Here is a 4,899-nt window from a genome sequence, read left to right on the forward strand (position 1 = left end):
CCAGCTTGTTTAATAGTTCGCGTTGCATTCGTTACACTATCAGCTAATGCACCACCTAATGCCACCGTTAAGCCGGACTTTTTATAGCGATCATCATGTGTCATATGTTGCGTATCAATATTACCATCAAGGGTCACTGCAGCGCCCTCAATTACAGTACCGGTTTTACTTAATACATCGGCACTAGTAAGATGTACCGTATCATTAGCCGTAATGTTTACATGGCCCTTTGTACTAGCAATAGTATTACGTACGGTTTCCTCTTCACGATTGGTATCATCTATATTTCGTTTTTCTGTACCAATAGTAAATCCGATACCACTTCCCATTAAACCTGAAGTCTTGTGACGATATGTACTTGCTTCTTTCGTTACATTCTTATCCGCACCGAGTTCAACCTTACCAGCTGCCGTCACTTGAACGCCTTGTTCCCCCATCAGTTTAGCGGATTGTCCCGTCACATCATGACCAGATTTAATCGCAACCTCTTTGCCACTCACAACAGAACCTGTTACAGCCGTCACTTGTGCTACACCGGTTGCATCCGTACGTTCCCGTTTAACTAAACTTTTCTTCTTGTCCTTATACACATGATTGGCAGTACTTGTAGCCGCTGCAGTATCAAGTTTTACATTCTTACCTTCCACCTGTGCCTTATCAGCCGCCAGGATTTCACTACCACTAAGTACTACATCAGCATTCGCAGCCACAGTCACATTGTTACCTTCCACGCTGCTGCCTACAGTGGTTACTTCATTCACTAAATCATGTGTTTCTGTAGTCTGAGAATGACCACCACCGGATTTTCCTTTGTCATAGCGATGTTCCTCTAATTCATGATTCGCTGTCATAGACTGCATATTTACCTGACGTCCAGCTACTAGAGTAACATCTTTATCGGAAGTCACTTTACCACCCTGCATAGCAACATCACGACCTGCTGTAACTACAGCATCACCTTTCGCCGTAATTTGACCTTGATCTACAGCGGTTACAGTCTCACGGCGGCCATTGGCACTGTTCCATACAACCTTACTATTGCTGGCTTCATACTTAACTCCGTTATTGATAACATCACGATCCGCCGCCACAACAAGCTTTCCTTTTTCATCGGTTTGCTTAATCGTGCCGCCCTCATTCATCACATCATTCTTAGCATATACAGTCGTACGGTCACGTCCTTCTATCGTACCTTGTGTATTACGAACATCGGTATCTGCTACAACAGTCGTTGTACGGCCTTTAATCAGTCCGTTATCATTGTGTATCGTATTACCATGTACAGTTATCGCATCATCCGCCACTATGCTACCGCTGTTATGCATCGTACCTACTTGCAAATTAATCGATTGAGCCTGCATATTCGCAGCCCCCGCAACACGTTGTGTGGTTGGCGCCAAATATAATGTTGGTACGAGTAAGGTTTCAGTCTTACCGTTCGGCAATACTACCGGTTGACTAACAAGCATTACCACATCTTCCGTCAATTGCTGTTGCTCCGACTCAGTTAATCCTTGTCCGAGTGTCATCGATTTAGCCTTCATCACGGTAAGACCTGCATCCATTAATTTACGGTACTGCTCTTCTTCTGTAAGCCCTGCCTGTAGTCTACTTTTACCTGTTTGACGTAAAATAGCCTGCATCACCAATTGTTGTTCATAGTAACCATCTCCTAATCGTTTTTGTGTACGCATAGGATTGAGTTGTAACCGATTGATGACATAATCAGAGGATAAGAAGCTTCTTCGATTGGTAAAATTCGGATCCGTTTCCATCGCATAGGATGTATTTGGATTTGTAGATAACTGACTCATAGACGTCAATACCGACGTATCTACCGTAGCACCTGTTGTACTATTAGCTACATGACTGCCATAAACAGTTAACGGTATATCTATCGGTTGCACTACATCATTATGATACTCCGCCTCACGAATATTTGTGGAATCCCATCCATGATGTTTATGGCGACTATAACCTGTAGCAGTCCCATTCTCACTAATATATTCATTTCCTTTCGGATTAAGCGCTTCATAATGGCCGATTTTACCAGCCAAAGTACCCGCTGCACTGATTTGGCTAGCATCATTAGTCACAACATCCGCTTCGATCTGTAAGTTACCGCCAGAAATAATGCGTCCTGGTTTAGAGGTATCTACTACTTCTTTTACTCGCGTACGGTCATATTCATATTTAGTCCAGCTATCGTGATGCTCTCCATTAATAGATAATTGTAAATTTTCAGAAGAATGAACTACAACCTTATCTTGTGGAATCGGATCATCGTGCCCATAAATGCGTTCCTCAGAAAGCTGGTACCGCTTGATACTACCTGCCGGTGCCACTTCATTTTTTACATGCTCCGTAGTTCCTGTAGTAGCCCGTTTCAACGTAACGCCACCATTTTTATTAGCAATGGATTTGGCAAGAATCACTCCCTGCTGACCAGCCTCAATAGTAGCATCCACATTAGTTAATGTATCCATTTTGCCAGATATAACGCCGTTATAATCCATCGTCTTTCCAAGTTGTAGTACGCCTTCAGACTTCAGCACACTACCATTCGTATTTTTTATTGTATTAGTAGCCACCGCTAAATTATTACGCGCGATGAGTACCGGTGCATCTTTCGTAACAGCATTACCGGTTTGTGTGAAAGCATCTGCTGAAATGCGTGCCGAATCAGCATAGAATTTAGCCTTACCGACTTGTGTAAAGCCTTTTGCACTAATGCTTATATCCGGCGCCACCACAGTGCCACTATTTTGTACCTTGCCGGTACTGTCTACAGAAATATGATTTTGTGCAGAAAGAATCCCTTTATTATTCACGCCAAAACCATCATTGGTTCCTACTAAGTACATGCTATTCGCATACATACCACCGATTTGAGAAACATCAAGACCTACCTGTTCTGAGTTACTGGTCTTCGTAACATTAGTTACCTTACCACTACCATCGACAGATACTGTATTTTTACCGGTTACCACATGGCTTTCATCAGACCATACCTTACCGTTGAGCTGTACCGCTTCAGCCAAAATATCTGTACGAGATGTACGCGATACATCGAGACCTTGTCCAGATACCTTCACAGTACCTTGCTTTACATCATATCCATCAATAGTTCCGTCTGTAATAATAGGGTTTCCTGTTGTCAGAGTAGCCGCACTAGTATTAATAAATGTCCCATTATTAACAGCAATCCCATTTGGGTTAGCAATGATAACATGTGCCTTACGACCTGCTACCTCTAAGGCACCATTCATAGCAGTCGCACCCGTTCCAGTTACTTCATTTAAAATCGTCTTAGCTGCAGCACCTCTCAAGTTAGGATTCCCCATCACATAGCCAGCTAGTTCTGTAGATACAGGTCTCCTTGAGTTATTTAGAATAACCCCTTTGTCATCTACATTAAACATATCATATTGATTGTGAGATAAACCATTAGCATTCGGTTTATTAATATTGACAATGGGCGTTCCATTAGGGGCTTCATCCATAGTTGGACCCATTTTTCCTTGATTCGGTACAATAGATTGTGCCACTGCTAGCGGAATCCACGGTCCAGAATTTGTAACTAATAAGGCTGCACACAATGCGGTTGCTGTATACTGTTTAATTTTCATTATTCTTTCCTTATACTCTCTCATTTAATAACACACACATTTTTAATTAAAACTGATAACTGGATCTGAAAGCCCATACACTTGTATCAGTAGTAAAACCGTCCGGCTTTTTAAGTGGAGTGCCTAATGACACATCATAGCGAAATGCATCACCGATATTCCCACGAACACCGATAACCCCACCTACTAAGGTATTACCAATTTGTGTCGCTGTGGACGGCCCCCATACATGACCTATATCTATACCTATATACGGAGTTATTCGTTGTCGTCTAAATGGTAAGGCCCATTCATTTTGAATGTAGTAACCGGAGTCACCACGTAATGTTTCTTCCCCACTGAAGCCACGTACGGAATAGCGTCCACCGATACTAAATTGATCAGTTCCAAACAATCGTTGATTTGTAAACTGACTTCTAAATCTCATCGTATAAACACCTTGTTTATGACCGATGCGTACACCGCTTTGAATTTCACCTTCTAGTCCCGCCATTTTATATAACGTAGTTGGATTATCTGCCAAACCTTCCCAACTGCGTACCGTAGCACCTAGACCTCGTATACCTTGACGATAAAAGAGGTATATATCGGACATAGTATTCCCACTATATTGACGATGAGATAATCCTAGCTCCAATGCAGTGGTATGTTGCTCCTGTACACCGATTTCTATATCATCAATATAACTATGGCGTGTCTTATGAATCACTTTAGCGACAGCGGCTGTCTTAGAACGACTCGTCCGATTCAACACTTGCTCTACAGAAAACTCAACTCCTCAAGTATTCCCTGAAGAACGGAACGCTTCTGGCATAAATACTAATTGATGATAACTATATTGATATGTAGATAAACGATACATCCGATTTCCATCAGGCACTGCATAATTTACGGCATACTGCTTCGATCCATGACCATCACCATGATGCCCAATATCTTTAGTAATACTAGTCGACAAGGTATCATTAAGACCTGCCAATTGACTAAATGACACATACATAGTACCTTGATACTTCCCTGTGGATTCATAGCCAGCATTATCCAACAACAAAGATCCATGTACAAAACCTTTTTGTTCTACCGTTAATTTCACTATTGAATGAAGGGGCTTTGTTCCCGGCTCAATACTAAGCTTCACATCTTGCCCCGGTACATTTCGCATTTGATCAATACCTTGTTCTAATGCCTGTCTTCGCAGTACATATCCGGGACGTACTGGAAAAGCACTTCGCCAATTAGTGCGAGCTTTCGGATTCGTAAGAACAATATC

General features: G+C 42.1%; 1 protein-coding gene and 1 pseudogene. Both read right to left on the reverse strand.

The features are described from left to right. Nucleotides 1-3,629: filamentous hemagglutinin N-terminal domain-containing protein (locus tag Q7O55_RS09265; RefSeq protein ID WP_303929898.1), on the reverse strand; the 3,629-nt coding region annotated here is incomplete at its 3' end. Nucleotides 3,630-3,675: 46 nt separating this feature from the next. After that, a pseudogene (locus Q7O55_RS09270) lies at nucleotides 3,676-4,896 on the reverse strand (ShlB/FhaC/HecB family hemolysin secretion/activation protein). Nucleotides 4,897-4,899 lie beyond the last annotated feature (3 nt).

The sequence above is a fragment of the Veillonella parvula genome, assembly GCF_945949885.1.
Taxonomy (GTDB): Bacteria; Bacillota; Negativicutes; order Veillonellales; family Veillonellaceae; genus Veillonella; species Veillonella parvula_B.